Below are 26,717 nucleotides of genomic sequence, written 5' to 3' on the forward strand. Positions count from 1 at the left end.
CATATGATGATTAATCATTGAACATTTTATCTATTCAGTCAAAAGATCAGTCAGCTTTTCTCTCAGTATTTTTTGTTGTCATATCCTTCTTTTTTTGTCTTTTCATACAATGAATTTTTCTTGACAATTGATGATTGAATCAAGATAATAGACCAGTCACTATATTTTTGATTGCAATTCAGTAAGGTGGGAATGTTATGAGTTATGGAGATTCCCGTGAGAAAATCCTTTCGGCAGCTACCCGGCTTTTTCAGCTGCAAGGGTATTACGGCACGGGGCTGAACCAGATTATAAAGGAAAGCGGCGCGCCTAAAGGCTCTCTTTACTACCACTTTCCCGGGGGTAAAGAACAGCTTGCGATCGAAGCCGTGAATGAGATGAAGGAGTATATCCGTCAGAAAATCGCGGACTGCATGGAAGCCTGCACCGATCCAGCGGAAGGCATTCAAGCCTTTTTGAAGGAGCTCTCCTGCCAGTTTTCATGTACGGAAGACATTGAAGGCTTGCCTGTGGGCTTGCTAGCGGCTGAGACGTCATTGAAAAGCGAACCGTTGCGCGAAGCCTGTCATGAAGCCTACAAAGAATGGGCCTCTGTATATGAGGAAAAACTGCGGCAGACTGGCTGCAGCGAGAGCCGTGCAAAAGAAGCCAGCACTGTGGTTAACGCGATGATTGAAGGCGGTATTCTTTTATCTTTGACGGCAAAAAACAGTACGCCGCTCCATCATATCTCCAGCTGCATTCCTGACCTGCTGAAGAGATAAAAAAACGACATCCTACATGCAGTTGATAGAGAGGGGAAATGATTTTGGAAACAACAGCTAAAGCATCTCAGCAATACAAAGTGATGCCGATTATGATTTCCTTGCTGTTGGCCGGTTTTATCGGCATGTTCAGTGAAACAGCACTGAATATTGCGTTAACCGACCTTATGAAGGAATTGAACATTACAGCGGCAACCGTCCAATGGTTAACGACGGGCTACCTGCTTGTACTCGGTATCCTTGTTCCTGTTTCAGGACTGCTGTTACAGTGGTTCACAACAAGACAGCTTTTTACCGTGTCACTAATCTTTTCAATTATAGGAACCTTGATCGCGGCGCTTGCGCCGAGCTTCTCGTTTTTATTGGCGGCAAGGATCGTTCAGGCACTTGGAACCGGTCTTTTACTGCCCCTAATGTTTAACACAATCTTGGTGATTTTCCCGCCTCATAAACGGGGCGCCGCAATGGGAACGATCGGTCTTGTCATTATGTTCGCGCCCGCCATCGGCCCAACTTTCTCAGGATTGGTTCTGGAGCACCTCAACTGGCACTGGATTTTCTGGATCTCTCTTCCATTCCTTGTGCTGGCGCTTGTGTTCGGTATCGCATATATGCAGAATGTATCTGAAACGACAAAGCCGAAAATCGATGTATTGTCTATCATCCTGTCGACGATTGGCTTCGGCGGCATTGTGTTCGGATTCAGCAACGCGGGTGAAGGCTCCGGGGGATGGTCCAGCCCGACTGTTATCGTGTCACTGATTGTCGGCGTTGTCGGCCTTATCCTATTTTCAATCCGCCAGCTGACAATGAAGCAGCCGATGATGAACCTCCGTGCGTTCAAATACCCGATGTTTATTTTGGGTGTGATCATGGTGTTCATTTGTATGATGGTCATTCTGTCATCTATGCTGCTTCTGCCGATGTATCTGCAAGGCGGCTTAGTCCTGACTGCATTTGCATCTGGTCTTGTTCTCTTGCCGGGCGGTATTTTAAATGGATTTATGTCCCCTGTTACAGGCCGCTTGTTCGATAAATACGGGCCGAAATGGCTTGTCATTCCGGGATTTGTGATTGTCACAGTTGTACTATGGTTCTTCTCAAATGTAACGACCACTTCAACAGCTGTGCTGATTATCATCCTGCACACCTGCTTGATGATCGGGATTTCTATGATCATGATGCCTGCACAGACAAACGGTTTAAACCAACTGCCGCGTGAATTTTATCCAGACGGCACCGCCATTATGAACACGCTGCAGCAAATGGCTGGCGCTATCGGAACAGCGGTTGCGGTCAGCATTATGGCTGCAGGCCAGCATGATTATATGAGTACAGTTAAAAACCCTACCGATCCGGCAGTCATCCCACAAGCTTTGACAGCGGGTGTACAGCACGCATTTGTGTTTGCAATGATTGTTGCCATTATCGGTTTGATTGGCGCTTTCTTTATGAAGCGCGTGAAGGTAGATCATTAATATGAAAAGCCCCTGACTAATGTTCAGGGGATTTTTCATGTTTACTTGTGGATCGTTTTCGCCGCGATTTCATCAATCGCGTGCCGCATTTCCTCCTTCGTATTATAAAAATGGGGAGCGAGACGGATAACTTTTTCCCGCGGCGCGCAAATCACTTTTTTCTTCTTCAGCAACGCCGCCGTTTCCGATGCCCGCTCATCCCGGATCGCAACCATGCCCGGCTGAATCCCCTCTTGTCCCGCCGCCAGCTTCAGGCCTTTTTCAGCGGCATATTGAACTGCATCGGCACAGATCGTTTTCACATGATCCCTGATATGAGAAACCCCAATATGATTCAGCAGCGATAAAGCCGCTGCAGCTGCGTATACGCTGATAAAAGCTGGGGTGCCCGTTTGAAAACGACGCGCGCCTTTCGCATAAGCCCCATCAAATCCGTTCTCTCTGCCGAACCAAGCTGATGCTTTCGGTTTCAGTGCGTCAGCCAGCTCCTTTCTCACATAAAGAAAAGCCACACCCGGTATGCCGAGCAAATACTTCCGGGTGCCTGCTGCCAGCATATCTACGCCCCATTCCTTCACATCAATGGGAATATGCCCGGCTGATTGATAAGCATCTACAAACAATAAAGAGCTCTTTCTCTGAGAAATCTCGGCAATCGCTTTTATATCCTGAACATAGCCGTCACGATAATGAACGTGAGGAACACACGTCAGTACTGTTTCATCCGAAATATGCGTTTCATATTGTTCAAGCGGCAGCACGCCGTCTATTGATGGAATGACGGATACGGTATAATCGGAGTGTGCCTGCCAAACATGAGGCACCGCCGGAAAATCCATATCTGTATATACAACGTGCTTCTTTCCAAATGCAGTTAAGGACGATGCTACAGAAACCAGTGCATCAGAAACTGACGGCACAATCGCCACTTCATCCGGTTCAGCCCCGATCAGCTTTGCAAACTCGTTTCTCGCAAACTCTGTTTTTTCGATCGCTTCTTTCCAGTTCGTCCCCATATACAGCAGGCTATCATGATAATCCTGGATCGCCCTTGATACAGGCTCTGCCAATGCGCTCTGAGAACAGCTGGCAAGCATCGTATGCGTCTGCAAGGTTGGGAATAAATGACGATACTGCTGCGGCAAATGCTCCATTATGATTCACTCCTTTACATTATTTTGATGAAAAACCCATAAATAAACAATAGAATAAAAGAAAAAGGAGATGGGAGAATGAGAAAAAAAGTGCTGATCACTGGCTTTGACCCTTTTGACAAAGAAACCGTCAATCCATCATGGGAAGCGGCGAAACGGCTTAATGGCTTCGAGACGGAAGAAGCCATAATTACAGCGGAACAAATTCCAACCGTCTTTAGATCCGCTCTGGGCACTCTGCGCCAAGCCATTCAAACACATCAGCCGGATATCGTAATTTGTGTCGGCCAAGCAGGAGGACGGATGCAGATTACACCGGAACGGGTGGCGATCAACCTTGCAGATGCGCGAATCCCCGATAACGAAGGACATCAGCCGATTGATGAAGAGATTTCTCCAGATGGGCCCGCCGCTTACTGGACAGGGCTTCCCGTGAAACGAATGACTGCTAAGATGAAGGAACACGGCATTCCAGCTGCGGTTTCCTACACAGCGGGGACCTTTGTATGCAACTATTTGTTCTACGGGTTAATGGATCACATTAGCCGGACATCCCCGCACATTCGCGGCGGTTTTATTCATATTCCTTACATTCCGCAGCAAACAATCGACAAAACAGCGCCGAGCCTCAGCCTGGACACGATTGTCCGGGCATTGAGAATCGCCGCTGTTACGGCCGCACAATATGATGAGGATGTGAAGTCACCGGGCGGTACACTGCACTAAGCGGCCGCCGCTGTTTCTTCCCTCAGCCTCTTTTTATAGACAAACGCCGATAGGGTGACACTCACTTCAAACAGGACAAGAAGCGGGATCATCACGAGAAAATCAGAAATAAAATCAGGCGGTGTAATCAATATGGACACGACAATCAGCAGAAAATAGGACAGCTTTCTCGCTTTGGCCAATCTGTAAGGATTTAAGATGCCCAGCCTTGTTAAAAACATCACCACCAAGGGCATCTCAAACAAGAAGCCGAACGGCAGGCTCAAATTCACCATAAACCTAAAGTAGCGGTCAGCCGTAAACATCGTTTCAAAGTGGCCGGAGGATAAATGAGTCAAAAAGCTGAGCACGATCGGAAACAAGACAAAGTATCCGAAGGAGATGCCCGCCAAAAACAACGCAAATAAACCTGGTATGTACATGAGCGTCACCTTGCGCTCCGTTTTCGTCAGCGCCGGTGCAACGAAACGCCACAGCTGGTACGCGGCAACAGGGATAGAAGCCGCAATGGCACAAATGCCGGAAAGCATCATATACACCCAGAGGATTTCACTCGGCCCAAGCACAGCCAGCTTTCCATCCAAATCCCTGATCAGCCAGTCATAAATGTCCTGTACGAACAAAAAAGCCGTGATGAGAAATAGAAAAAATGCCGCAAGGGTGACGATAATCCGGCGGCGAAGCTCTTCTAAATGCCCGATCAGATGGGTTTCTTTTTTATCCATTCAAAAAAGCCCTCCCTTTCATAAAAAAAGAGGCAGACCCGGTGTCTGCCTCATCAGCATTCAGCCCGCGTTTTTGTCCTGCTTTACCGCTGTCAGCTCAGCTGATTTCTCTTCTTTTTCATCACCAGACACAAGTGATTTTGTGGCGCTTTTAAATTCCAGCAGTGTCCGTCCGGCAGCACGCCCGATTTCCGGCAGCTTGGAAGGGCCAAAAATAATGAGGGCGATGACAAAGATCAGAATCAAGCCCGGTATACCAATGTTTGAAAACATGTTTTTTCACTCCTTAATTCGTGATTTTTGCCCGCTTCTTAATCATTTGTTTTTCGTGGGCTTTGTTGTGCGCAAAGAAACGATCCTCTTCGACCTCATCGGATTGCTTCACCCCGCCTTGGATTGTTGTGGATGATACCTTTCTCAACCCAGTTTGGTCTTTCTGGTAAACGAATGAAGCCCTCGTGGAAATGGCTGCGCCCGGCTCGGTCACAAACGGCATCACCCGATAATCGGCTTTCCACTGGTGAGGCGTCACTGTACAGCGGACATATCCGCGATAGTCGTTAAAGAACTTGATGTGCGGATTTTCTTTTAAAATTTGGTCCGTATCCGCTCGCTTATCGGCTCCGTTTCCTCCGGAAGTGATCGAGGTTCCGACAAATTCGGCTCCGAATATTTTTGAACTTGTCTTCTCGAAATCGACATGCAAATTCGATGCCCAGCTTGCGTGTACATCACCTGTCAGTACGACAATATTATTCAGATTTTTGCTTTTAATGAAATTGATAACCCGTTCGCGCTGAGCCGGGTAGCCGTCCCACGAATCCATGCTGTAGATCGGGCTTGCGCTTGTCCCGAAATTCCACTTGGCAAAGAAAATCTGCTGCGCCAGCACATTCCAGTGGGCTGTCGAACTGCCCAAATTGTTGAAGAGCCACTGCTCCTGTTCTTTTCCAAGCAGGGTCCGATTCGGATTGCGCGATTCATCAGAAGGCGGCTTATTGCCGTCGTTATTGGCTTGGTCGTCCCTGTACTGGCGGGTATCAAGCACATTGAAGGACGCTAGGTTTCCGTACGTAAAGTGCCGGTACAGCTGCATATCTGGGCCATTCGGCAAAGAGGAAATGCGGAGCGGCATATGTTCATAGTATGCCTGGTATGCTGCCGCGCGGCGGAGCACGAATGCTTCAACCGACTGTCCTTTTTCAGGTATTTTATTGGCATAGTTGTTTTCAACTTCATGGTCATCCCAAGTTACAACCCAAGGGAATGCCGCATGTGCAGCTTTAAGATTGGCGTCAGAACGGTATTGAGCGTGACGGTTCCGATAGTCTTGCAGCGTAATGATTTCCGCACTGTTGTGCGTGCGGACATTGCCTGTTTTTGATACATATTCATTTGGGCCGTATTCATATATGTAATCACCGAGATGGAAAACAAGATCAAGCTTTTCCTTTGCCATATGCTTGTAGGCCGTATAATATCCGTGCTCATATTGCTGGCAGGAAGCAAATGCAAAGGTCATTTGCGGCACATTGGCGCCAGGGGCAGGCAGTGTTTTTGTTTTTCCGACAGGGCTTAGTTCATGGCCGGTTTTGAAACGGTAATAGTACACTTTGTTTGGCTCAAGCCCGTCCGCTTCCACATGAACGGAATGGGCAAGACTCGGTTTAGCCATTTCAGTGCCTTTTCTTACGATTTTGCGGAAATGCTCATCCTTTGCGACCTCCCATTTGACAGGCACCGCTTGCTTCGGCATTCCTCCGCCGTTCAGCGGATCTGGTGCCAGGCGCGTCCAAAGCACGACACTGTCAGAAAGCGGATCACCTGACGCTACCCCTAATGTAAACGGATAGCTTGAGAATTTAGGCGCAGCATTTACTTCAAAGGCCCCAACCGACTGGGCAATCGTTAATCCAAGAGAAAGTCCTGCAATCTTCCCCGCTCCTTGAATAAATTTACGGCGGTCAAACGTATTGTTTTGAAAGCTTTCCTCTTTCAGTTTCTGTACCCATTCATCAAAACGACTGTCGTATGCCATTCAAGATCCCCTCTCTCCTCATTGATCGTCTCCATTATAGGAAATCATTGTTAAACGACTGTGAAGAAGTGTGAACCGATTGTAAGCGCTGAACATTAAAAACAGGTCTTCCCTCACAAGCCTGCCGCTGAAACATGCCGAAAGCTGGCTGAATGACGCGTTTTCTGCATATCCTGTCGTTTGCAAGCCGCCCATTCGGACTATTTTTCTTCACATGATCTTAAAAAAACAAAAACACCGAGCCATTTCGCAGAATGGCTCAGTGCCTTATCAGTTATTTCGAAAACAATCTGCTGAAAAAGCCCTTCTTTTTCGGCTTTTCAGCAGGAGGCTCTTGTTCTCTTACAATCCCTTTTTCCTTCGCTTCTTTCAGCCAAAATGGAAATTCAGCAAGCAGAGCATCATAAAGCTCATCATCAGAAATGCGGTCAATCTCTTCGATATGCAGGAAATTCGTGTTATCAATGACACGCCCTTCTAACGTATCCAGTTTATTGAGAAAATCAAAGTTTCCGTTTCCGATGCCGACAAACTGCCAGAACACCGGTTTATCAGAAGAAGCTTCAATTATCGGTTTGATTGACTTTTTACAGCCCCCGTCATTGATAAAAACAATGAAAGCAGGATACGAGCTCGGTTCCTCCGCAACATATTTGCGCAGCACGTCCTTCATGACTGGCGGCTCATCATTTCTGCCGAATTTATGCAAGCGGTCATTATTTAAAATTTCACGATCGACATAGCCCGAAAAATCCTTTTCTGAAACTGGCTTTAATCGGGAAAATTCATTATCATACACCCATACATCCAGCAAACCGTTATCATCAAACTGATCAGCCACTGCCAAAATCCGCTCCACCACATTTTGAACCGTCCCGTTTTTGTAGAGCGGTCTCATCGATCCCGTAATATCAAGAACCAGTCCGACACGAGCCGTCACCTTCGTTAACTGCTTTTTCTCCAGTACGATCTTTACACTTTTCTTTTGCAGGTCAATTGTTGCCATTCTGTCATCTCCGTCAGCTCTTTTTTCTTCGATTATCTCACAGGAATATTTTCCATTGCATCTTTTCAAAGAAAAACACCGTTCAACTTGAACGGTGTCCTGTCTCTAAAATGTGTTATATACATTTTCACACGTCTCCGCCGTCGGCTGATAAAAGCAGTGTGACTTAAATCTGGCCACAAACGGCTGGTTATACCACTGGGCTGGACAGTCCCCCTCCGGCCTGAAATACCATAAACTAAATTTTGCAGGCCAGCGCCTTTCACCATTAATCGACCGGCGTGCAAGGGCACGCTCGCTATCCCGCGCTCTTTGATAAAAATATCCATGAGTCACAGCCTCAAACGCGTGTGGCTGATAAATCATCTGCCTGATGGTGCGGAGGCCTTTAAAATCTGAGCAATTCGCCCGCAGCCGATTAATTCCAACGTTGCCGACAAGCAGCATCCCCTGCTTGCCTTCACCTTCCGCTTCCGCTCTGAGCAGCCTTGCCATCAAATCGACATCCGCACTCGTTGCTCTCACGACCGCCATCACGTCACCTCCCCTTGATCTCTTTTCATCATATTTCATTACTTCTGAAGTGATGACGGAGGGACAGGAGAAGTTTTTAAATTTATTCATCTAAAAACAGCAAACATAATGGGCTGTTGGGCATCAAAGCAGCGTCCGGTGCAGTACAAGCTTCACATTTCCGCTGTCGAAGCGCCGCAGCCTCAATTCCTGGATTCACATCATTGACCCCTCCCCAGCAGATTTGCACCCGCCTCCGAAAAAAAATAAGGTTTAACTTTTTACATTTGAGGAATTATACATAACAAATCAAATGACAAAAGGAGGAATTGTAATGACACATGTGAAAGCGCTCGCTATTAAAGGTATTATGACGATTATTGTGTTGTATCTGGTGCTTGGTCTGGGCTTTGGGTTCACGTTTGGTGATACGCTGCTAATGACGATTGTGTTAGGGGTTATTTCTTATTTACTGGGCGATCTTTATGTATTGCCGAAATGGAATAATATGATTGCAACTTTGGCTGATTTTGGTTTGGCCTTTCTCGTGATCTGGCTGATGGGCATGCCGCTTTCTATGGGGATGACTGGCGGTGAAGTTGCATTGGCGGCTTTATTCGGCGCGATTGTCATGGCAATCGGTGAATATTGCTTCCATTTCTATATGATGAGCAAAGAGATTGGCAAGAAGCATTATCTTGAAACAAGAACAGACTCATAATGGAAAGGCCGGTGCTGACAGCATCGGCCTTTTATACATATTGGGCGCCTTTGTTTACGCATCCTGCTTGTCCGCATTCCTGATCGCCATGTAGGAAAAGAACAATCCGAATGCCGCTAACGATAACGGGATATACACAACAGATGAAATCGAGAAGCCCGGACTTGTTGAGCTGATGAGCATCACAATTACTACAGATGAAATGATGGTCGCCGGAACCGAGTGTCTACGCATCCCAAAAAAGATGGGAACTAAACTGGTTCCAGCGGCGCCAAAAGCGAAAACCGCCATTTTGACCGCCTGTTGAGAAATGATCTCGGAAGTAAGCTCTCCCGGTATGAAATGGTAGATCGAGTTCAGCCAAAAGAAACCGGCGGCTATGAGTATATTTGAAAGTAAAATCGTGATAAACGTCAGTCCGCCCGCGATCATGAGCTTAGCGGTGAGCAGCTTTTTACGGCTGATCGGGTACGTGAACATCACAAGAATGGTTTTGTTTTTATATTCCGAAATCACCAATTTTACGATCAGCACAGCGCCAAATACGATAAATACCGCTCTGACGAAGGTACCGATGATGAGGAATGCTTCATCCGTACTTTGGAACGAAACCCCGCCATCGGCTTTTTCGGAATAACTGATCAGCCACATAAAACCCATAATGATCACGTTGGCAATGATGGCGCCTCTGACATACCAGCCTATTTTCATTTTTCTTAATTCGATTCTGATCAAATTCATCAACGTTTCTCTCCTCCTTTACGCACTGATGCTATTGCCGTTGATCAATTTGATAAAATAATCCTCCAGCGACGTATACTTTTTGTTCATTGATTCAATGTCTACATCATTTAAAATCAGCGCTTTGGATATAGCAGCCTGTGAGGCTTCGGCTTCGTAAATTCGGATTGTTTTCTCATTTAAAATTTTAAAGTTGGTTAATTGCAGCTCTTTCTCAAGAACAAAGCAGGCCTTTGTCTGATTCGATGTAACAAGCTCGATGTATTCAGTGTTCTGGCCCCTGACATCCTCCATTGATACCTCTTCAAGCAGCCTGCCGTCCCGAATGACGCCGATTGTGTCCGCGATTTGTTCGATTTCACCCAGCAGGTGGCTTGAGATCAGCAGTGTCATCCCGTACTCTTTGCTCAGCACTTGAAACAATTGCCTGATCTTTTTAATGCCGAGAGGGTCAAGACCATTCACCGGCTCATCCAGAATGAGCAGGTCCGGCTTCGTGAGGATGGCACGCGCAATTCCAAGGCGCTGCTTCATCCCGAGGGAAAAGGTTTTGACGGGTTTTTTGTCGATTTGTTTTAAATTCACCATATCCAGCACTTCTTGTATGGCTTTTTTATTGTGGTATCCCATATATTCACAATGCAGATCTAAATTTTCTTCAGCTGTCAGGTTTTCATAAAAAATCGGATATTCAATCATACTGCCGATGTTCCCCAGCACCTCATATGACGTGTGGGTGAACTTGTTCCCAAGGATGATGATTTCACCGCTTGTCGGTTTGACAAGGCTCGTCAGCATTTTCATGATGGTTGTTTTCCCCGCGCCGTTCGGGCCGAGAAAGCCATAGATTTCACCTTTTTTAATATGCATGCTGACATTGGATACGACCTCTATGCCCTGATACGTTTTGGTCAGCCCGTTTGTTTGTACGATATAAGTCAACTTTGTTTCTCCTTCCCTCTCTTTTCCTGTTTTCTATTGTAGCGGCGAGCCCTGTCATTTTTATTTCTCAAACCTTAAGAAATTCTTACGATTAATATGTCATGCGTTTCAATGTGATCGTAAATGCAGTCCGTTCGTACGGCTTGCTTTGGACGGATATGGTGCCTCCCATTTTTTCTGTAAGCCGTTTTGTGATGGTTAAACCCAGGCCGCTTCCTTGAAATGCTTTATTTCTGGATTCTTCCAGTGTGTACAGCCTCTCAAACACCCGCTGCTGATCGGTTTCACTAATCCCTTTTCCGCGATCCCATACGGTGATGGCGATGTTCCTCTCATCATAAGACAGCGTCATGCCGATTAACTTGCCGGCCGCGCCATATTGAATCGCATTGGATAATAGGTTTTGCAGGATTCTGTCCAGTGCCTCTTCATTCGCCTGCGCATACACCGGCGTATCCGGTATATCGATGGCTGCTTGAAAGCCTTTTGACTGAACAGCGTCATAATAGTGCAGGATATTTCGTTTGCATATGTCGTTCATATGTACTTTGGTGATCGGGATCTCTTTATCTTCAGATTCTAATTTCGCTAAATCAAAAAAGGAGTTGATCATCTGAATGAGTTCATTCGTTTTCTGGCGGAGCTTCCCCAGCAATCTTTCCCGCTCTTCGTCCGGCATGTTCGGGTCACTTTGAATGGCTTCGATATAACCGAGAATGACCGTTAACGGCGTTTTCAGGTCGTGCGACATATTGGTCAGCATCCGCTTCATGGATTGCTCTGTTTTGGCAAATTGGGCGCTGATCTGCTGACGATTCTCAACGATAAGATTGATGTTAACAAGCAAGCCTTTGAGCGCATGATCGTCTGTAGGAAGCAAAATTTGTCCTGCCGAATCCCGGCTGAGCATGTAGCTAAGCTGGTCAGCCGTGTAAGCCAGATTCCCGTCCCGCTTCTTTTTCATTATGAATTGAATCACATTCAGACACGCCAGAGCGATGACAGCGGCCACCCATAGCACTGTCATTCTAAAACTCTCCTAATTTATAACCGATGCCCCATAGCGTTTTAATATATTGAGGGGAGGAGGGGTCATCCTCAATCTTTTCTCTGAGCCGCCGCATATGTACGTTAATGATGTTCTGATCATCAAAGTACTCTTCATTCCAAACGGAACGGTAGATTTGTTCTTTCGTAAACACTTTTTTAGGATTTGATGCGAATAAGCACAGCAGCTGCCATTCTGTTGACGTCAGCTGGAGCGGTTCTCCGTTTTTCAAAACGGAAACATTGTCTACGTCTATCGCAAGCTGGTGAATCCGGATCACCTTATTCCCAGCCGGCTCCTCTGCCGAATATTGCGTCGCCCGCCGTATCGCGGCTTTTACTCTGGCTGTCAGCTCAATCATCGAAAACGGTTTGGCGATATAATCGTCCGCCCCAAAGCCCAGTCCCAATGCCTTGTCCACATCTCCATCTTTTGCCGAAATCATTAAGACCGGTATATTGCTTTTTTCCCGGATGATTTTCAGAAAATCCATGCCGTTCAGCTTCGGGAGCATGATATCAAGGAGGACCAAATCGTATGAACCCTGCTGAAACAGCCGGATGCCCTCTTCTCCGTCGAAAGCATGCACAATTCCAAAGCCTTCTTTTGTTAAATAATGATCCACCATTTCACTGATTGAGTGGTCGTCTTCTACAAGCAATATGCGCTGCATCTTCTCACCTAACCTTTACAAAATCAAAAAACACACACGTAATTACACTTATTGTAATTGAAAAACGTGTGTGTTTTATAAAAATTATTCTTTTTTTCCTGTTTTCAGCTTCCTGTATTCCATGCCCGTAATGACAAAGAATACGGCAGCGCATCCAATGACTTGAATAAGCCCGAGCCGTTCACCGAGAAATAAAGCTCCATAGAAAATCGTCAGGACAGGCCCTGCCATTGAAATGGCGGCGGCTCGCTGTGCCCCGATTCGTTTTATGCCCTCAAGCATTAGCACAAATGGAATCACAGTGGTTACGACTGCAATTACCGCGAACAAACCATACATAGAAAGCGGATATGCTGCCATTGGCGTATTCATGCCAGCCGCCGATTTTATCCCTGTGTAAAGCATCATGGCAGCTCCAGCAGCTGTCATCCCGTATGCATTGAGACGGATCCCCCCGATTTGATGGACGAGATGCCCGGAAAGGACAAGATAACCAGCATAGACGGCCGAAGATAACAAAATGAATACAGCTCCAATCATATTCGCCTGGAAAAGCTCAGCATTCCAGCCGCCCAGCGCCAAGAAAAGCCCAAACATGACCGCCAGAACTGCGAAAAGGTCCTGAATTGAGGACATTTTCCGGTCACGACACGCGGCGAATCCAAACACAAACAACGGATAGCTCATCAGCAATATACGTTCAACCATTGCGGATACATGGTTCAGCCCGATAAAATCAAGCAAGGGAGACAGAAAAAAACAAAACACTCCCGCGCCACAAGCCTTCCATAGGTCTCCTTTTTTCTTACCGTCTGGCATTGGAGGTCGGTATATTAAAAAAATCAGCCAAAACAGCGGAACAGCCAGCAGCTGCCTGTATAGCAGCACGGCATCTGGCTCAGCACCCATTTGGTATGCCCATTTTATCCAAATCGATTTAGACGCAAAACAAACTGTTCCGATCAGCAAAAAAATCGTTCCTGCTGCGGTCTCACAAATCTTACTCTGCTCTTCTGCTCTCATCTCAGCTCAGCTTTTCTCCTTTACTTATTCAAATGCTTTTGGATAAAATCCAGAAGCGTATATCCTTGAGCAGTCAGAATAACACCTTTTCCGCTGCAGGCCGGGCAAGGTGTTCCTTCGATTTCTCCCGCTCTTTCACATTTAGGACATGCGACCTCAAGATCATCAGTTGCAATGACCATTTGATATCCTCCTTTCTAACTCATCTGCTATGCCACCACCAGCCATCGTCCATTGGCCGTCACCTCCTTTAAGAAACACAAAAAACCCCCGTCCTATGCAAAGGACGAGGGTCTCGCGGTACCACCTTTATTAACAGCTATACAGCCGTTCACTCTAAGTACAGAAAATCTATGTTTCGATACTCCTCTCTTGGTAACGGGGAGAGAAACCCGGCATCGCCTACTATCCGTTCAGCAAAGCAATTCAGAAGCCCATTCGGCATCAGGGGAGGATCGGTTCACACCTGCCACCGACTCTCTGAACCTCCATTCTGACACGTACTTGCTCTTCCTCACGATTGTTGATCCGTTCTATTATTTGTAGAGTTTATAATACTCGGTTCATGAAACGAAGTCAATTCTTAATCCGATGTTACACCGAGTGCTTCCAGCGCCATATTGATGTGTCCCTCCTGCTGTGTTTGCAGAGCTAGCTTGGCGATTTCCACCGGATACGCCGCCTGCATCTCTGAAATGTGTTCCTGCATTTTTGCCCATTTCCGGCCGCCTGCTTGATCATAGTATTCAAGCAAACGGGCAGTTTCTTTTTCTCCGAAAATGGTTTGATAAAGAACAAAATCCTTGGCTGGGTCAGCAACCTTCGCTTCTGTCCAATCCAGAAGTCCTGTGACACGTCCATTTTGATCGATAAGGATATGCGGCGGGTGGAGATCGCCGTGTATCAAAGAAGAGAAACCCGGCCAGTATGCATCATCATTTATCCACTTTTGCCATCTTTCCCAAAGCGTCGTAGATACGCCAAGCTTATTCTTCACATCAACCATAGAGTCTGCTGTCATTTGCCTGAAATCTTCTGGCCTTATCACTTCTATTCCGGATTGCCCAGCAGATATTTGATCCGTGCCATGTAATTCAGCCAGTATGTCGGCAAGTGTGCGGACAAAGTCGTCTGACGGCGGCTGATGATCCATATTCCATACATATTGCTTTTGTTCCAAGTCAATTCCAGCAGCCGGCGTTCCTTTTAACATTGGGTAAGCGATCAATTCCGGTGTATGAATTCTCCAATCCGGCACATCAGCAGTCAGATTCGCGCGGAGAAAGGCAAGCGTTATGCCTTCTGCAGATGCTCTTTCCACAACATCACTTCGCCGCGGTTTTCGCAGCACCCATGGCATACCTGTGTCGTCCTTGGCAAATACAACTTGAAAGTCCATTCCGGTTTCATTCAATTGCGCGTTCTCAGAATGAACCGTCAAACCTTGGCTGCGTGCAAGCCCGACAATCTCAGTGATAAGCGGTTTTTCGTTAAGGTTTGTCATCCCATTTCCCCTTTCTCATGCTCCGGCCTGCAGTAGAGAGAAGGGATGCTTGAAGGCACAAAAAAGGGCAGGCACGCCACCCTCTTTTTTGATAATCATGTAAGGGCTCATACATAGGCGGATTCATCCCGATTCTCTCGCATTCAGGCGAGAGTTGTTCACTATTGAATTCGTGTCACTCGGAATCTAATGAATGCCATGCTGTAACCCCTCCGTTTCCTATACGCTGATTTTCATTTTACAGCATATTCCATCTTTCCGCTATAAAAACATGAATCAAGTCACTGGAGCAGGATTAAACAAGCACAAATCATTATGAAGACCCCAACGGTCTGCCCACGTTTGTTTGCGGCCGCTTGCCACATCCAAAATCGTCCTGAAGATTTCCCAGCCTACGTCTTCGATACTGGCCTCTCCTGTCGCGATTCGGCCGGCATTGATATCGATTAAATCAGCCCAATGCTCTGATAAGGAATGCCGAGTCGATACTTTCAGAACCGGCGCAGCAGCCAGGCCATATGGTGTTCCTCTCCCTGTCGTAAACACCTGCAGATTCATGCCCGCAGCCAGCTGCAGGGTGCCGCACACAAAATCGCTTGCCGGTGTCGCCGCGAACAGCAGGCCTTTTTGCTCTGCTCTTTCACCAGGGCCGAGCACGCCGGAGATGGGGCTTGTGCCTGATTTCGCTACCGAGCCTAACGCTTTTTCCACCACATTGGATAATCCGCCTTTTTTATTGCCTGGTGACGGGTTTGCGCTACGGTCTGCGTCTCCCCGCCGAAGATAGCTGTCATACCACTTCATCTCTTTGATCAGTGATTGTCCGACCTCTTCACTGACAGCCCGCGGCGTTAATAAATGAATGGCATCCCGCACCTCTGTCACTTCAGAAAACAAAACCGTTGCACCTGCGCGAACCAATAAATCAGCCGCATACCCCACGGCAGGGTTCGCCGTCACGCCGGAAAACGCATCACTGCCGCCGCATTGCAGGCCGATAACCAGATCCGAAACAGGGCATGACACCCGGGTTCTGCTGTTCAGCCTGATTAACCGTTCCTCCGCCATTTCCAAAATGGATTGGATCATCGCCGCAAAACCTCGATGATCCTGGAGCGATAGAATGTCATTATCATTTTCGGAGGCAATTCTTTCCGGGAGGAGCTTTTCACATCCCAATCCGATTACCATTACTTCTCCGCCGAAGTTCGGATGCTTCGCGAGATTTTGAATTGTGCGGATCGGAATGACAGCGTCGGGCGCATTGATCGCCACGCCGCATCCGTATTGATGATGCAGCGGCACAACGTCATCGACATTTGGGTATTTCGGCAGCAGCTCTTCTTTTATTCGTTTGACTGCATAATCCAAAACGCCAACAACACATTGAACACTTGTCGTGATGCCGAGAATATTTTTTGTCCCCGCACTGCCATCCGCATTTCGATATCCTTCAAACGTATAGCCTTCAAGAGACGGCCGCGGCTGCGGCACCCTGTTTGCGAGAGGAAGATCGTCTAACGCCGGAGGAGCGGGCATTCTCACGAGGGCTTCCCGTATCCAGCTCCCGCGTTTGATCGTCTCATCAGCAAATCCGATCACCTCTCCGTAACGCACGATCTCGTCCCCTTGATTGAGATCGGTGAGGGCCACCTTATGGCCTTGAGGAACATCCTCTTCAAGTACGAGCCCGCATGAGAAAACAGTGCCCTTTGGCAGTCCTCCATCATTTACAATAATCGCGGTGTTATCTATTTCATGCACTTTGATGTAAAGGGGGGCTTGGTTCTTCCTGAGGTTCATCGCCATATGAAAATCACTCCTCATATTTTAGTAAGCGTTTTCTAAATTGGTTTAAAAAAACCGCAGCTCTTACGTTTCAACTGCGGTTGCTCACCATTATTTTTCATCCATTCCTTTTAGAATTTTGTCACGGACAAATTTCAGATGCTCATACATGTGGTAATGTGCTTTGTACGGATCTCTTTTGGCAAGGGCGTCGTAGATTTTTTTGTGATATTCGACCGTTACATCTCTCTCCCTGTACGGAATTTGGCTGTCAATTTTCGCATGGGTGATCAGCAGGGACTGAATCATCCCTTCAACGACGGGGTTATTGGCGCTTAACGCAATAATTCGATGGAACTCTTTATCCGCTTCACCATAAAGATTGTCAGTGCTGTTGGCAATATCGTCGATCGTCTTCTGCAAACGCTGAAGCTCTTCCTCATTGATTTTTTCCGCGGCAATTGTCACGAGTCCGAGTTCTAGCGCCATCCGCGCTTCAATGATAGCCGGAAGATTATCAGTGGCCAAGGCAAGCATGACGGAAAACGGCTGCATGCCGATTTTATCGTTGAAATATGTGCCCCCTCGTGTTTTTCTCGTAATGACGCCCAGCGTTTCAAGTGAACTGAGTGCCTCCCGAAGCACAGGCCTGCTGACATGCAAAATGTCCATCAGTTCCATTTCTGTCGGCAATTTGTCTCCGGCCCTCAACTGTCCGCTCGATAATAAATGTACAATCCGTTCGATGACCTGCTTGGCTAATGTTTTCCGATTGACTGTATCGACTTTCAAATCCTCTAAACCTTCGTACACGAACAACTCTCCCTTCAGTTGTTCAATTGTAAGACAAAATAGCGGATATGACAATATTTTCAATCAAACTTATCGCACAAGACACGGGCGCTTCCGGTCAAATTCCCAGTTGCTGATCAGGAACTGCATTGGGATCGCGTCATTCCGTGCGCCTAAATTCATTTTCCGATAGATCTCATGCGCTTTTTCCACTTGTTCCATATCAATATCGACGCCTAGTCCAGGCTTATCCGGCACCTTGACACAGCCAGAAGAAATCTCAAAAGGCTGTTTCGTTAATCGCTGCCCGTCCTGCCAGATCCAATGGGTATCAATCGCCGTGATCCGCCCCGGAGCCGCTGCTGCCACATGGGTAAACATCGCAAGGGAAATATCAAAGTGGTTGTTGGAGTGCGAGCCCCATGTCAAACCCCAATCATGGCACATTTGCGCAACCCGCACCGACCCTTGCATCGTCCAAAAATGTGGATCAGCCAGCGGTATATCGACCGCATGGAGCTGAATCGCGTGACCCATTTCCCGCCAGTCAGTCGCAATCATATTTGTCGCAGTCGGAAGCCCTGTCGCGCGGCGGAATTCAGCCATTACTTCACGAGCGGAGTAGCCATTCTCATCCCCGCACGGATCTTCCGCATACGCGAGCACATCTTGCTTTCCTTTGCATAATGCAATAGCTTCCTCTAATGACCATGCCCCGTTCGGATCAAGAGTGATCCTTGCCTCTGGAAAACGTTTCGATAATGCGGTAACAGCTTCGATTTCCTCTTCTCCCCGCAGCACCCCGCCTTTCAACTTGAAATCCTGAAAGCCATAGCGCTCCTGTGCGGATTCGGCAAGACGCACAATGGCCTCCGGCGTCAGCGCTTCCTCATGGCGCAGACGGAACCACGCACAATCTGACTGCTCATCGCTTTGATACGGCAAGGTCGTCCGCTTTCGGTCGCCGATATAAAAGAGGTAGCCGAGCATTTTTACTTCATCACGCTGCTTCCCTTCGCCCAATAAAGCCGCGACCGGTTCCTGAAGAAACTTTCCAAGCAAATCTAACAAAGCCGCTTCCAGTGCGGTGACGGCGTGCACAGTGGTGCGCAAATCAAACGTCTGGTTTCCTCGCCCTCCCCTGTCCTGATCGCCAAACTGCTTTCTGACCGTTTGCAATATCGCTTGGTACGCACCGATAGATTTTCCGACAACAAGCGGCTCTGACAGCTCCAGTGTGCGGCGAATATGCTCTCCGCCAGGCACCTCGCCGACTCCCTGATTTCCGCTGCTGTCCGTTAAGATTACGATATTCCTGGTAAAAAACGGGCTGTGTGCTCCGCTTAGATTCAGCAGCATGCTGTCGTGTCCCGCAACAGGAATCACCTTCATTTCATAAATTGAGGGAATATTCGATCTTTTCTCTTTTTGAACCTGCTCTTGTATCGGTGAACTCATGCATTTTCCTCCCTTTATAAAGCGCTTTCATAAGTATTAGACAGGCAACGATTGATCGGGGTCTTGTTCTTGTTTCTTTAACACGACCCGTTTGATCGGCCCGACCAGCAGCAAATAGCTTAGGATCGCCGCAATCGCGTTAGCGCCGACAAACACAAGCGCGCCATTAAAAGATCCAGTGGCATTAACAATGTATCCGATAATAATCGGTGTTGTAATCGAGGCAATATTGCCGAAAGTGTTGAACAAACCGCCGCTTAATCCTGCACATTCTTTCGGAGACGTGTCCGACACGACAGCCCAACCCAATGCGCCGAAGCCTTTTCCGAAAAACGCGAGCGACATAATAACAACGACAAGCCACGCTGAATCTGTATAGTTGCAGACAATCATACTGCAAGACAGCAGCATGCCGGCAATGATTGGCACTTTTCTTGCAAAGGTCAGTGAACGGCCTTTTTTTAGTAAGATGTCTGACACAATGCCCCCAAGGACGCCGCCGGCAAATCCGCACAGCGCCGGCAGGGAAGCGACAAACCCAGCTTCAAGAATAGACATGCCGCGGGCCTGAACCAAATATACCGGAAACCATGTGAGAAAGAAATAGGTGAGAGTCGTAATACAGTATTGCGCGATGTACACGCCAATCAGCATGCGGTTCGTTAACAGCTGTTTGATATACGGCCATTTCGATTCTGTTTCTTGTTTGCTTTTACTGTCATCCATGGAAATCAGCCCGCCGCCCTGTTCGATGTACGCAAGTTCAGCTTCATTAACCTTCGGATGTTTTTTCGGTTCATACACCGTTTTTAGCCAGATGACAGCCAGAAGAATGCCTGCAATACCCATGACAACGAAAACGGAATGCCAGCCGAAAGAGTGGGTAAGCCAGCCCATTAAAGGAGAAAAAATGACGATTGCGAAGTATTGTGCTGAATTAAAAAAGGCTGAAGCTGTCCCGCGCTCGGAGCTTGGAAACCATGAGGCAACAACTCTGCCGTTTCCGGGAAATGAAGGCGCTTCTGATAAACCAACCAGAAAACGCAGTGCAAACAGCAGGATAATCGCTGTGCCGGCGGAGAAAAAGCCAATCGCCCCTTGCAGCAGCGTAAAAAACGACCAGAAAAAGATGCTTAACGCAATGATAGTCTTTGAACCAAAACGGTCCAGCAGCCAGCCGCCCGGAAGCTGTCCGATGACATAGGCCCAGCCAAAGGCAGAAAAGACATATCCCATGGCGACCGAGTCCAATCCCAAATCGTGCTGGACGGAATCTCCGGTGATGGAAAGCGTCGCTCGATCCGCGTAGTTAATAGAGGTCACAAGAAACAGCATAAACACGATAAACCAGCGCACGGACGTTTTTTTGCCCGCCGGTGTAACATTCGCAAAGTCTTTTTTCATAGTATCTTCTCCTTTTCAAAGTAGAGAATCATATGCTGGCTGTGATAAAGCTGGGAAAGAGACGCATGCCTCTTTCCAGCACCATTACGGCTTCACAAAAACGGTTTTGATCGCTGTGAAAAAGTCCTTCGCTGCCTCACCCTGTTCTCGGGAGTGGGAGCTCGACTGCTTCATGCCGCCAAAAGGCGCCTGCAGCTCAACACCTGCGCTTTCTGCATTGATCCGAACCAGCCCGGCATCGATTTCATCAATGAAAGAAAGCATTCGGCCGATGTTTTCCGTGAAGATGGATGCACTTAAACCGAACTTTACATCATTGGCAATGTTCAGCGCCTCCTCCATCGAGTCCACCTTGATCAAGGCGATCACCGGACCGAAAATTTCCTCCTGGGCAATTGTCATCTCAGATGTCACATTGTCAAAGATGGCAGGCTGAACATAATAGCCGTTTTGATACTTTCCGTTCTCCAGCTTTTCTCCTCCTATTAAAAGGGAAGCCCCCTCCTGTTTGCCTTTCTCAATGTATGACAGGCAGTTATCTAACTGATTCTTGCTGGCAATCGGTCCCATCCAGACATCCTCTTTTAAGCTGTCTCCGATTGTAATATCTTTTGTGCGCTGGAGCAGTTTTTCTTTAAAGCGCTCATAAATTCCGCTTTGTACAATGACACGGCTTGTCGCGGTGCATTTCTGGCCGGTTGAACGGAAGGCCCCCGTTATGACAGCTTCAGCCGCAGCTTCAAGGTCAGCGTCATCAGCTACGATGACAGGGTTTTTGCCGCCCATCTCAAGCTGGTACTTAGCTCCCCTCGCTAAAGCGGCTTGCCCGATGATTTTTCCGACTTGATTTGAACCGGTAAACGTAACGGCGTTTACACCGTCATGCTCAGCAAGCCCCTGCCCGACAACAGAACCCGGGCCTGTCACCAAATTGATGACCCCTGCCGGGAGCCCCGCTTCCTCAAAGCAGGCAATGATCTTCGCGCATGTCACAGCTGTTTCTGTCGCCGGTTTGATGACAACGGTATTGCCGTATACCAATGCCGGCGCCATTTTCCAAATCGGAATCGCCACTGGGAAGTTCCACGGAGAAATCACGCCGACCACACCGAGCGGAACACGGGTGGTAAACATGAGCGCGTCTTTGTCAGTAGACGGAATGACGTCACCCGTTTTTCGCATGCCCTCTCCGGCGTAATAGCGCAGAATGGCAATCCCCCGGGCTGTTTCTCCCTTCGCTTCCGGCAATGTTTTACCCATTTCACGCGTTGCACAGGCGGCGATTTCCTCCAAGCGCTGCTCCATGATATCCGCTGTTTTGTATAAGTATTGGCCGCGCTCGGCACCCGTCAGCTTTCTCCAAGCCGTTTTGGCTTCATTGGCGGCGGCGACGGCACGTTCCACATCTTCAGCCGTTGAATTCTGTACATATCCGACAATATCATTCACATCGGCAGGGTTTTCGACCTTGACCATATCGCCTGATTGAGACTTAACCCACTCTCCTTTAATAAAGTTGAGGTACGTGTTTTGTTCCGTGATCACAGACATGCCCATTGCCCCTTTCGTGTTTTTTCTGGTCAAACCGTCGCGGCTTTTTTCGGAAAACGGTCAGCCGCCTGCTTCAAAATTGCTTCCAATTGCTGATAATGATCTTTTTCAACCGGGCCGACAGGCGGTCTGGCTGTATTCCTTACATTCAAACCCATGATTTCCATACCGGCTTTAATCAAGGATACGGCGTAGCCTTTTCGTTGTTTGCGAATGTCGTTGATCGGCAGAATCACATGCCGATAGAGTTCCTTCACAAGCTCGTCATTTCCGTTTTTCAATGCATCATAGAACATTCGCGAAATATGCGGGATATAATTTGAAATCGCTGAAGAGTAAGAGTGGAACCCGATCGGCAGATATGCCGGCATCGTCACTTCAGCCATCGGCATTCCGTTGAGCCATCCCAAGCGGTCGCCGATCGTATAGACGAGGTTGATATTCAAATCCATATTTCCTACCCCGTCTTTGACACCGACAAGCTGTTCACATTCGGTCAGACGTTTGATCTGTTCAACAGAGAGAACTGCGTTATCGCGCTGATAAAGAATCGCGTTCAAGTCAGTGCTTTCAATAATCGTTTTCGCATACTGGTACAGCCCCTCCTGTTCGCCATGCACCAAATACGGAGGCAGAATCAAGTAGCCATCGGCGCCTTTTTTCTCCGACAGCTGCGCCCAATCAAGCGCTGTGCTGAGGTTGCCGCCCACCCCCGTGTAGACCGGCACCTTTCCTCCGGCTGCCGAGACTGCGACTTCCACCATTTGCTCATATTCCTTCTGGCTGAGAGATTGGAATTCACCAGACCCGCAAGCGATAAATATCGCTTCCAAGCCCTCATTCAGCAAAAACTCAATGTTTTGAAAAAGAGCTTCTTCCTCCAGTTTTCCTTGTGTGTTAAAAGGAGCAACCGGAAAACCTAAAATTCCAGCGGGTGCTTTTCTGATACGGCTCATCAACATAACCTCCTGTTATTTGTGTATACAGCCTCTATCTGTAAGCGCTTTTATTAATTTTTCTTTCACATCCGCTCCTTCCCCATATATCCTTTTGTTTAATTGTAAGACAAATAAACAATAAGTCAATATCTTTATTTTCTGATATTTTATAAAAAAGCGGTAAATCACTGTCCGGCCGGGATTCTGCGCAGCAAAAAAACAGCCTGGTCAGCCGGCTGTTTGGTTTATATCCTTCTTTGTTTCATCGTCTCATGCAAAAGCTTTGCTTCCAAAAAAAACACGTGGATGAATTTTTTCATATTTATTCTAGCAGGTGCAAGGGGTTTTGCATCCTTGGATTGGAGTTCTTTCATTTTCTGGCTGACAACCGGAAAATCAAAGAATTTCGATGCATAGGTTTCAAATTTTGGATTCGAAAAATCAGTTGTGCCCAGTGAAGCAAAATGGTGCAGCGAATGAATAATCGCTCTGCGGATACGCTGCTCCGAGGCTTTCATTTCGCGATTGACGTCCGTTTGTGAGGCCCCTGTCCCCAGCTTCCGTACCGCTACTTGGGTGAATATTTGTTTTAACGAAGGGCTTTGTTTTTCGTGCGGCTCGGATTGCTCGTGTTCTGCTAAATACTGCAGGACCGCCATGAGATCATGTGCGCCGCCTTCTCCCATCATGCCCAGCTCGGACAACAGGAATGTTCCTGCCTCTTTTAAACCGCTGTCACTCTTCTGCTGGGGACGCGCTTTCCGTTCAGTCCGATTGACAAGCCGGCTTAGAGAATGCTGGATGGCTCCAATCGAGTGTTCAAGCTCGATCCGCTCCTTCACCTTTTGGAGAACCGTGACAATTTCAATGCGGTTAATCGGCTTATGGATAAAATATTCGATGCCGAGCGAGTACGCTTCCCCGACCATTTCCTTCGCCTCCACTTGAGAGATCATTACGATTTTGCCGGAGTACGTATTCTGGATCTGACGAATCGTCTCAATGCCGTCTCTTCCGGGCATTAACAGATCGATTAATAAAATATCAATCTGCTTAAATTGCAGCATATGCCCTTCCACTTGGCTTCCGTCGTCAGCTTCACCAGCAGCTTCCCCGAGATCTTCGTCCTCAATGATCTGCCTTAAAATTGACCGCACCGCACGGTCATCATCTGCAATAAAAAAACGCATAGCTTTCGGTTCACCCTTTCTGAATCAAATGCCGGACAGGCAGCCTGATGGCAAACACCACTCCCCGCTGCTGATTATCAAACGTGATATCCCCTTCTAGCTCTGTCACGATTTCCTTTACGTAGGAAAGTCCGATACCTGTAGAAGGCGTGCCAAATTCGTCATATTTTGAAGTAAAGCCCGGGTCAAACACAATGTCTCCGATTTTCTCGGAAATCCCTGGGCCATTGTCTTCCACCTGGAATTCTACCATACTCTCATTTGGCTTACGGAGCCTCAGGCTGACCATTCCCTCTTCATCCATAGCCTCTACCGCATTTGCTGTTAGATTATTAATGATCGAAAGCACGATAAATACGTGATATTCGTCATGCTCTCCCTCGATCGAGCAGTAAAAATCAATCTGCTTCCCTAGTGCTTCAGCGTACTTTTCATTCATTCGAATCACGAGCTGCAGCAAATCAGAAGCCCTCATATAATCTCTCAAACTCTCATTCGAAATCAGTTTTGAAAGCCCTGCGAATATCCGCTGGTTGTCCTTTTTCACTTCATGAATTTCTCCGGCCAGTCTCAGGATTCTGCCGCTCAGCTGAACATCCTTGCCCTTCATTTCCCGATAGAGCTGATACGAATCGTTTGTCACTTTCTCTGTCGTTTTCAATGTCTTTTTTAGGTGCACCGTTTCTTCATATAAATTGGAAACGATCATCAGCATGTGCTCGTGCTGCTGCCTTGTCTGTTTTTCTCTCGATTGTGTTTCATATAGCTTCAGCACACTATAAAAGCTCATCACAATAAATGTGTGAGAAATCGCAATCACCGCAATGTCAGTGATTTTCTCAGGCGTGACAACCGTATGAAAAATGAGAAATTGCACAGCCAGCTCGACACAATCTGACACAACTTCAATCATAAACCCAATGAAACCGAGCATAATCGGCCGTTCACGGAAACGATTGGCCTTTAATATGGAAAACAGACAGGCATAAGTCATATAAAAGAAAAAGCCAGACGCTTGATCATACAGAATCGGAGTCAGTCCATTGTGTCCTCCGCCCCATAATTCCAGAAAGACGCGAAAGATGAAAACAGCCGCTCCAGTCAGAAAACCCGGCAGCACAGCGGGCACATGCCGCAACAATGATAAAAAGAAGAAAAAAACCGGTGCCCCAAAGCTGACCCGGAATTCTTCATTGAGGGGATAAAATTTCAGTTCACCGGCCAGCGGCACCGTAATCAGCATGAGGGCCAATATATATCCGTCTTTTTCAATAAACCGTTCCAGTTTTATGTTGATCACATCCTCGCTTTTAATTTTGGGGAATCGGGAGAAAACCTGCAAATTGCTTTTGACCCAGAACATGAGGTTTTTATAAATCTTACTGCTTATTTTCAAAATGTTTTTGTCGTATTTTGTATGATTCTGTAGTCTCCATTATACAGTAATTATACCTTCCGCTATTATGAAAGCGTTTAACGCCCCCTTAGCCTTCGTTTTGATACACCTCAGTCCTTTAAGAAAAAATCAGTGAGGAGGAATTCGATGAAAGAATTGATAAAAGAGCACCAGAAAGACATAAACCCGGCGTTACAGCTTCATGATTGGGTTGAATACTATCGCCCTTTTGCCGCCAATGGACAAAGCGCAAACTATATCCCCGCTTTAGGAAAAGTCAATGATTCACAGCTCGGCATCTGTGTATTGGAGCCTGATGGAACGATGATACACGCCGGCGACTGGAACGTCTCTTTTACCCTGCAAAGCATTTCAAAAGTGATTAGCTTTATTGCCGCCTGCATGAGCCGCGGCATTCCCTATGTGCTTGACCGCGTAGATGTCGAGCCGACAGGTGACGCCTTTAATTCAATTATTCGGCTCGAAATCAACAAGCCGGGAAAGCCCTTCAATCCCATGATCAACGCGGGTGCCCTCACCATCGCTTCGATCCTTCCCGGAGAATCGGCATACGAAAAGCTCGAGTTTCTTTACTCGGTGATGGAAACTTTGATAGGAAAACGGCCGAGAATTCATGAGGAAGTATTCCGTTCTGAATGGGAAACCGCCCACCGCAACAGAGCGCTGGCCTACTATTTAAAAGAAACAAACTTTTTAGAAGCTGACGTAGAAGAAACACTTGAGGTGTACTTGAAGCAATGCGCTATGGAGAGCACCACAGAAGACATTGCGTTGATCGGCCTGATCCTTGCTCATGACGGGTATCATCCGATTCGACGCGAGCAGGTGATTCCAAAAGATGTGGCAAAATTGGCCAAGGCATTAATGCTGACGTGCGGCATGTACAACGCTTCAGGCAAATATGCGGCGTTTGTCGGCGTGCCGGCCAAAAGCGGCGTCTCCGGCGGCATCATGGCGCTGGTGCCTCCAAGTGCCAGAAGAGAACAGCCTTTTCAATCCGGATGCGGCATCGGCATTTACGGGCCTGCCATTGATGAATACGGCAACAGCCTCACTGGCGGTATGCTGCTGAAGCATATGGCGCAGGAGTGGGAGCTCAGCATTTTTTAAACATGAAAAAAGA

Annotated in this window: 28 protein-coding genes and 1 other annotated feature; of the genes, 6 read left to right on the forward strand and 22 right to left on the reverse strand. The window is 47.4% G+C overall.

The features are described from left to right. The first annotated feature begins 197 nt into the window (after window positions 1-197). Together lmrA and lmr(B) are read left to right on the forward strand one after the other, a co-directional pair. Entirely contained in the window at window positions 198-764 is a 567-nt protein-coding gene (lmrA, locus tag FB592_RS11685; protein ID WP_141949526.1) for a transcriptional regulator LmrA, read from the forward strand. Window positions 765-802: 38 nt separating this feature from the next. Beyond that, a complete protein-coding gene (gene lmr(B) / locus FB592_RS11690; protein WP_141949527.1) occupies window positions 803-2,242 on the forward strand; it encodes a lincomycin efflux MFS transporter Lmr(B) in 1,440 nt (479 codons plus the stop codon). Between the two features lie 41 nt (window positions 2,243-2,283). Here lmr(B) and FB592_RS11695 read toward each other — a convergent pair whose 3' ends face one another. Then, window positions 2,284-3,396: an aminotransferase class V-fold PLP-dependent enzyme gene (locus FB592_RS11695; protein ID WP_141949528.1), complete on the reverse strand. Its 1,113-nt coding sequence runs from the start codon at window positions 3,394-3,396 to the stop codon at window positions 2,284-2,286. 78 nt (window positions 3,397-3,474) lie between these two features. Here FB592_RS11695 and pcp point away from each other — a divergent pair, with 78 nt between their 5' ends. Further along, on the forward strand, window positions 3,475-4,122 hold the full coding sequence (gene pcp, locus FB592_RS11700; RefSeq protein ID WP_070548470.1) for a pyroglutamyl-peptidase I: 648 nt from the start codon (window positions 3,475-3,477) through the stop codon (window positions 4,120-4,122). Here pcp and tatC read toward each other — a convergent pair. The 6 genes from tatC to cwlJ all read right to left on the reverse strand — a co-directional run bounded on the left by tatC (window position 4,119) and on the right by cwlJ (window position 8,425). After that, window positions 4,119-4,847 carry a twin-arginine translocase subunit TatC gene (gene tatC, locus FB592_RS11705; protein ID WP_014475692.1) on the reverse strand — a complete coding sequence of 243 codons (729 nt, stop codon included), beginning with the start codon at window positions 4,845-4,847 and terminating at the stop codon, window positions 4,119-4,121. The two genes, pcp and tatC, sit on opposite strands and share 4 nt — an antisense overlap. Before the next feature lie 60 nt (window positions 4,848-4,907). After that, complete coding sequence (gene tatAD / locus FB592_RS11710) at window positions 4,908-5,120, reverse strand: sec-independent protein translocase protein TatAD (RefSeq protein WP_003223835.1); 213 nt, start codon at window positions 5,118-5,120, stop codon at window positions 4,908-4,910. 13 nt (window positions 5,121-5,133) lie between these two features. Continuing rightward, the gene (gene phoD / locus FB592_RS11715; protein WP_032724845.1) at window positions 5,134-6,885 is read right to left on the reverse strand and encodes an alkaline phosphatase PhoD; all 1,752 of its coding nucleotides are present in this window, start codon (window positions 6,883-6,885) and stop codon (window positions 5,134-5,136) included. 18 nt (window positions 6,886-6,903) lie between these two features. Continuing rightward, window positions 6,904-7,080 carry a hypothetical protein gene (locus FB592_RS11720; RefSeq protein ID WP_003234785.1) on the reverse strand — a complete coding sequence of 59 codons (177 nt, stop codon included), beginning with the start codon at window positions 7,078-7,080 and terminating at the stop codon, window positions 6,904-6,906. Window positions 7,081-7,159: 79 nt separating this feature from the next. Continuing rightward, window positions 7,160-7,891: a vWA domain-containing protein gene (locus tag FB592_RS11725; protein ID WP_031315684.1), complete on the reverse strand. Its 732-nt coding sequence runs from the start codon at window positions 7,889-7,891 to the stop codon at window positions 7,160-7,162. Window positions 7,892-7,996: 105 nt separating this feature from the next. Further along, window positions 7,997-8,425: a cell wall hydrolase CwlJ gene (gene cwlJ / locus FB592_RS11730; protein WP_015715185.1), complete on the reverse strand. Its 429-nt coding sequence runs from the start codon at window positions 8,423-8,425 to the stop codon at window positions 7,997-7,999. Between the two features lie 313 nt (window positions 8,426-8,738). Here cwlJ and FB592_RS11735 point away from each other — a divergent pair, with 313 nt between their 5' ends. Beyond that, complete coding sequence (locus FB592_RS11735) at window positions 8,739-9,125, forward strand: YndM family protein (protein WP_003246313.1); 387 nt, start codon at window positions 8,739-8,741, stop codon at window positions 9,123-9,125. Continuing rightward, window positions 9,085-9,219 (forward strand): hypothetical protein, encoded by a 135-nt coding sequence (locus FB592_RS11740; protein WP_119122840.1) that lies wholly within the window; start codon window positions 9,085-9,087, stop codon window positions 9,217-9,219. The genes FB592_RS11735 and FB592_RS11740 overlap by 41 nt, the downstream gene beginning before the upstream one ends. Here the strand turns inward: FB592_RS11740 and FB592_RS11745 are convergent. The 15 genes from FB592_RS11745 to glnK form a co-directional block, all read right to left on the reverse strand. Then, complete coding sequence (locus FB592_RS11745; RefSeq protein WP_072173741.1) at window positions 9,180-9,866, reverse strand: ABC transporter permease; 687 nt, start codon at window positions 9,864-9,866, stop codon at window positions 9,180-9,182. The two genes, FB592_RS11740 and FB592_RS11745, sit on opposite strands and share 40 nt — an antisense overlap. Window positions 9,867-9,884: 18 nt before the next feature. After that, window positions 9,885-10,808, reverse strand: coding sequence for an ABC transporter ATP-binding protein (locus tag FB592_RS11750; protein WP_103803525.1), 924 nt, complete (start codon window positions 10,806-10,808; stop codon window positions 9,885-9,887). 91 nt (window positions 10,809-10,899) lie between these two features. After that, window positions 10,900-11,835 carry a two-component system sensor histidine kinase YcbM gene (gene ycbM, locus FB592_RS11755; RefSeq protein WP_064672049.1) on the reverse strand — a complete coding sequence of 312 codons (936 nt, stop codon included), beginning with the start codon at window positions 11,833-11,835 and terminating at the stop codon, window positions 10,900-10,902. Window position 11,836: 1 nt separating this feature from the next. After that, a complete protein-coding gene (gene ycbL, locus FB592_RS11760; RefSeq protein ID WP_080375507.1) occupies window positions 11,837-12,517 on the reverse strand; it encodes a two-component system response regulator YcbL in 681 nt (226 codons plus the stop codon). Window positions 12,518-12,613: 96 nt separating this feature from the next. Next, entirely contained in the window at window positions 12,614-13,552 is a 939-nt protein-coding gene (locus FB592_RS11765) for a DMT family transporter (RefSeq protein ID WP_103803526.1), read from the reverse strand. A 20-nt stretch (window positions 13,553-13,572) separates the two neighbouring features. Further along, entirely contained in the window at window positions 13,573-13,734 is a 162-nt protein-coding gene (rtpA, locus tag FB592_RS11770; protein ID WP_003234807.1) for an anti-TRAP regulator, read from the reverse strand. A gap of 97 nt (window positions 13,735-13,831) precedes the next feature. Beyond that, window positions 13,832-14,079 (reverse strand) — a binding site (T-box leader). A gap of 56 nt (window positions 14,080-14,135) precedes the next feature. Continuing rightward, on the reverse strand, window positions 14,136-15,056 hold the full coding sequence (gene mphK / locus FB592_RS11775; RefSeq protein ID WP_103803527.1) for a macrolide 2'-phosphotransferase MphK: 921 nt from the start codon (window positions 15,054-15,056) through the stop codon (window positions 14,136-14,138). 276 nt (window positions 15,057-15,332) lie between these two features. After that, a complete protein-coding gene (garD, locus tag FB592_RS11780; protein WP_021481880.1) occupies window positions 15,333-16,865 on the reverse strand; it encodes a galactarate dehydratase in 1,533 nt (510 codons plus the stop codon). A gap of 90 nt (window positions 16,866-16,955) precedes the next feature. Continuing rightward, window positions 16,956-17,657: a FadR/GntR family transcriptional regulator gene (locus FB592_RS11785; protein WP_003234813.1), complete on the reverse strand. Its 702-nt coding sequence runs from the start codon at window positions 17,655-17,657 to the stop codon at window positions 16,956-16,958. A 69-nt stretch (window positions 17,658-17,726) separates the two neighbouring features. Further along, the gene (gene gudD / locus FB592_RS11790; protein ID WP_103803528.1) at window positions 17,727-19,094 is read right to left on the reverse strand and encodes a glucarate dehydratase; all 1,368 of its coding nucleotides are present in this window, start codon (window positions 19,092-19,094) and stop codon (window positions 17,727-17,729) included. A 36-nt stretch (window positions 19,095-19,130) separates the two neighbouring features. Next, the gene (gene gudP, locus FB592_RS11795; protein ID WP_014475680.1) at window positions 19,131-20,498 is read right to left on the reverse strand and encodes a glucarate transporter GudP; all 1,368 of its coding nucleotides are present in this window, start codon (window positions 20,496-20,498) and stop codon (window positions 19,131-19,133) included. Between the two features lie 84 nt (window positions 20,499-20,582). Further along, complete coding sequence (gene gucD / locus FB592_RS11800; RefSeq protein ID WP_041850657.1) at window positions 20,583-22,049, reverse strand: alpha-ketoglutaric semialdehyde dehydrogenase GucD; 1,467 nt, start codon at window positions 22,047-22,049, stop codon at window positions 20,583-20,585. Window positions 22,050-22,078: 29 nt separating this feature from the next. Beyond that, window positions 22,079-23,005: a 5-dehydro-4-deoxyglucarate dehydratase gene (gene kdgD / locus FB592_RS11805; RefSeq protein WP_003246372.1), complete on the reverse strand. Its 927-nt coding sequence runs from the start codon at window positions 23,003-23,005 to the stop codon at window positions 22,079-22,081. A gap of 227 nt (window positions 23,006-23,232) precedes the next feature. After that, a complete protein-coding gene (gene glnL, locus FB592_RS11815) occupies window positions 23,233-24,177 on the reverse strand; it encodes a glutamine utilization two-component system response regulator GlnL (RefSeq protein WP_041850656.1) in 945 nt (314 codons plus the stop codon). A gap of 10 nt (window positions 24,178-24,187) precedes the next feature. Continuing rightward, window positions 24,188-25,420 (reverse strand): two-component system sensor histidine kinase GlnK, encoded by a 1,233-nt coding sequence (gene glnK, locus FB592_RS11820; RefSeq protein WP_072692859.1) that lies wholly within the window; start codon window positions 25,418-25,420, stop codon window positions 24,188-24,190. Window positions 25,421-25,720: 300 nt separating this feature from the next. On the opposite strand from glnK, the gene FB592_RS11825 reads away from it, so the two are divergent. After that, on the forward strand, window positions 25,721-26,704 hold the full coding sequence (locus FB592_RS11825; RefSeq protein WP_032724836.1) for a glutaminase: 984 nt from the start codon (window positions 25,721-25,723) through the stop codon (window positions 26,702-26,704). Window positions 26,705-26,717: the final 13 nt, after the last annotated feature.

The sequence above is a fragment of the Bacillus sp. SJZ110 genome (genome assembly GCF_006715455.1).
GTDB lineage: Bacteria > Bacillota > Bacilli > Bacillales > Bacillaceae > Bacillus > Bacillus subtilis.